Origin of the sequence: Paenibacillus gallinarum, from assembly GCF_014836635.1 — a bacterium.
Lineage (GTDB): Bacteria > Bacillota > Bacilli > Paenibacillales > Paenibacillaceae > Paenibacillus > Paenibacillus gallinarum.
Window position 1 is genome coordinate 1 of the sequence record NZ_JACSQL010000038.1, and the last position, 3,468, is coordinate 3,468.

Consider the following 3,468-nt stretch of genomic DNA (forward strand, 5'->3'; position numbering starts at 1 on the left):
ATGCAATCAGTCCCAGACCAGATATAAAACTGCTCTTCCACATTTGTTGTCACCTCGCTTGAAATTAATTATAAAACCAATTGACTAACAATAACACTTGATATCATACAACGGCGATTATCGCAATAACTTATTGCACTATTCTGCTGGGTTAGCAAAAAGGGAGCAGTTGCCAACTTTATTTCTTTTGAAAGTAACTTGATCAGCTGAAAAAATGAAATCAATTAAACACCTCTTGTTATCTTGTAGAAGGACATGAAACTCATATTTATCATCGACCCTATATAATTCCTCATATAACCACCATGAATCATCTAATGAACCCTCTTGCTTTATTATAGTAAAATTATTAAAAGCAACTTCATCTATATCTGTAAATCCACCTGAGTTATCAAGAAATAATGTTATGGATGTATCTTTCTGAACTGACTTAGTAATCATACAATCATGAAATCTAAAATTCTCAATAATTTCTTGATCAAGTATGTTAGATGATTTCTCCAAATATCTTATATAACATTCACCTGTTGTGGTTACAGACCTTTCATTTTCCTTGCAAAATTTAGCTACAGCGTTTATTACTGTTTTAGTTGCTTTATCTAAAGTGAAAACTCTTAAATCGGCTATCTGTTTTAATATTGAATCTGGTAATTTCTTTTTAAGCTGCTCTTGATTATAAATAAAAATATCATAAAATTTTTCAATTTCCTTCTCTTTATTAAAGGAAGCTTCATTATTATCATTTGCATTCATTGATTCGTTTTTTTTCATTAAAGAAGCAACTTCTTCTTGTAGATCAAGCCAACTTTCTAATCCTGCGTTATACAGTTGTTGAAAATATCCTTCTGAAAATACTTCAGCTTGCTTTTCTTCCTCTAAAGCGAGATGTAAAGTTGTCTTTGAACACAGTTCATACCATTCTTTGGTAAAATATTTCATTATTACCCTCCCCTTAAAGAATTTTAATTTCCACTCTTTCCTTAGCTATAAAACAGTAACTCATTTTAAACAACGTAAAAATATAAAAATGAGTTACATATTAAATTCAACTATCCTGCCGGTTTGCATAATTAAAAGGGAGCAGTTGCCAACTGGCAAGCTGCTCCCTGCTGTTTTCTACTAACGTTTAGTTTAGCCACACTGCATTTCACAAACTACTCTCTCAAAGCATAAATCAGTAAGATCATCCTCATGAACCCAAAAATAAATCCTTCCAACATCTCCCCACATAATTCCGGTTTTTTCTTCTTCCGAATCAATTTGTAGTAGTAAACGCCACTTTAATGCAGAATTAACAACCTTCTCATGAATATCCGAATTATTCAGATCATCCCAGCCGTACGGACCAACGGCTATTTCACAACTGACTTGCATATCACCTTGAATTTGATCAGGATGACCCATAAGTCTATTTACGTACCCTTCCTTTGACCAATGCGGTAAAAATGATTCCCAATACTTATCTAAATGATCTCTGTTACCATTCCAACCTAACCCCAAACTTTCCAAATAAGCTGACTCAGCAGTTGGTACAGATAGACCCGCTTCATATAAAATCTTGTTCGGCTTCATTATTTCTGAATCATTTAAATTATTAGAAATATTTCTTCGTGAAATTTTCGAGAGGCGCTCTGAATCTATGTAGATCACTCGACATGTGTGAGGATCATTATAAAAATCATCGTCCTCATACATAGGTTTTACAGCATAGAAAAAAGACAGCAACCCACTCTTAGGAAGAGAAATATTTACTGGACAATCTGCCAAGTTAATTTGAGCAATAAAAGTCATATCATAGTCTTTCCATAATGGCCATTCTATATCATCAGGAAGATCAGGATTACCTCCTACCTTGCTTCCTCCAATAGGAATCATAATGTCAGATACAGGTTCAAGAAAAAGTTGAGCTGTAGGAAAAGCCCAGTTTGCAATGGCATGTCCATATTGGCCTAATCCTACTTGCTCAAGTTGTTTTACTACAGTTTCTTTGTTCAACATTATATTACCTCCAGGGAATCTCTACTTAACTTCATTGCATCATATATTCTCGAAGGATAATTCACTATCCTTCCATTAGCAGTTCACACATACCCTAAGGGAGCAGCTGCCAACTGCAAGCTGCTCCCTGCTGTGTTCAACTAACGTTTTATCGTTAGTTTAATCAGCTCTTAATCAAGGGTTTACCGAAAATTATATGGAAATGAAGATGCTTCGAATCTTGGTATTCCCCTAAATTTGTTATCATTTTACAAGCTCCATGTTCTGAAACCACTTGGGATGCTACCTTCTTAACAATATCCATAAGTTCAATTAGCAGGGCATTATCCCCTTCTTCTAAAGTTATAAGTGATGGAATATGTCTTTTTGGAATTGTCACAATATGTACTGGATAAAATGGACGAGTATGATGAAAAGCAAGTACATTATCGGTTTCCAATACCTTTTGTACAGGTGTTCGACCACTTAATACCTCTTCGCAATAAAAATCTTCCGACATATGCAACTTACCTCCCTGGCGTGTTTTACCTTATTTAGACACATATTTGCTTTACATTACTTCCCGTTAGCTGAACAGGCTGCCTGTTTTTCCATCGTACTAATTGTAAATAATATAAGTTTCAAAAAATAACGTACTACGTACTACATAAAACTTCTACATCATTATTTAACTAAACTTCCGGTTAGCAAAAAGGGAGCAATTGCCAACTGACAATCTGTTCCCTTTTGTTTTCAACTAACGTTTTCTCGTTAGTTGAACATCGTTATATATCATCAAACTAGCTTAATCTATACATAGCCTCTTCTAAGTCTCTACTTCTTTTCAGTTGCCCGTATGTCCAAACCGAAATAGACATTATTTAATATTTATTAAGCATATTGTATTCAATTCATTTATCAATCTCGACTTCGTTAAAATATTTTTGATTATCTATATCGATAAATGGAATGAACCTATATGTGTCGTAGACGTTGCTACTTCCTGATTTTAACTCAGTTTGACTCCTAATTAGATAATTAAAAGCTTCTAAGGAAATTCCCATGTATTGTGCTGCTTCATCAGAAGTCATTAGTGCTTTTGTTTGAGTAGTGGTACTTAGAGATTTCTAAATGTTCTTGGCTTTTTAACCCATCTGATACTACCCAAGCTGATAAAATCAAGCATCCTCCGAGAATAATAATCGAGGTTGGCAATAAGATGTTTTCTTTTTTCAAGAGCACCCCTCCAAAATTCAAGACATTAATATGAAAAGGACAATTGCAAAGACTTTCTATTCCTGTCGGTTTTTAATCGAAAATCATTATACCACATGCTGGAAATGAACTGCCCGAATAGCTTAAAGAAAAAGCAACCAGTCTGTTGTTCGGTTGCTTACTTGTTCTCTTGTACTATCGTTTTTTCGTTAGTTGAACCAAGGCCCTCAAAAATAAAAAACTATTATGATACCGTATGTCTTGCTTAAGCCATTC

At 34.2% G+C, this 3,468-nt stretch carries 3 protein-coding genes; all 3 read right to left on the bottom strand.

Annotated features, from left to right (window positions below):
* Positions 1-138: 138 nt before the first annotated feature.
* The 3 genes from H9647_RS25475 to H9647_RS25485 all read right to left on the bottom strand — a co-directional run bounded on the left by H9647_RS25475 (position 139) and on the right by H9647_RS25485 (position 2,497).
* Positions 139-939, bottom strand: a complete 801-nt coding sequence (locus H9647_RS25475) for a DUF4085 family protein (protein ID WP_191805284.1) — start codon at positions 937-939, stop codon at positions 139-141.
* Positions 940-1,131: 192 nt separating this feature from the next.
* Positions 1,132-1,998 (bottom strand): YwqG family protein, encoded by an 867-nt coding sequence (locus H9647_RS25480; protein WP_225229582.1) that lies wholly within the window; start codon positions 1,996-1,998, stop codon positions 1,132-1,134.
* A 163-nt stretch (positions 1,999-2,161) separates the two neighbouring features.
* Positions 2,162-2,497: an HIT domain-containing protein gene (locus H9647_RS25485; protein WP_191805286.1), complete on the bottom strand. Its 336-nt coding sequence runs from the start codon at positions 2,495-2,497 to the stop codon at positions 2,162-2,164.
* Positions 2,498-3,468: the final 971 nt, after the last annotated feature.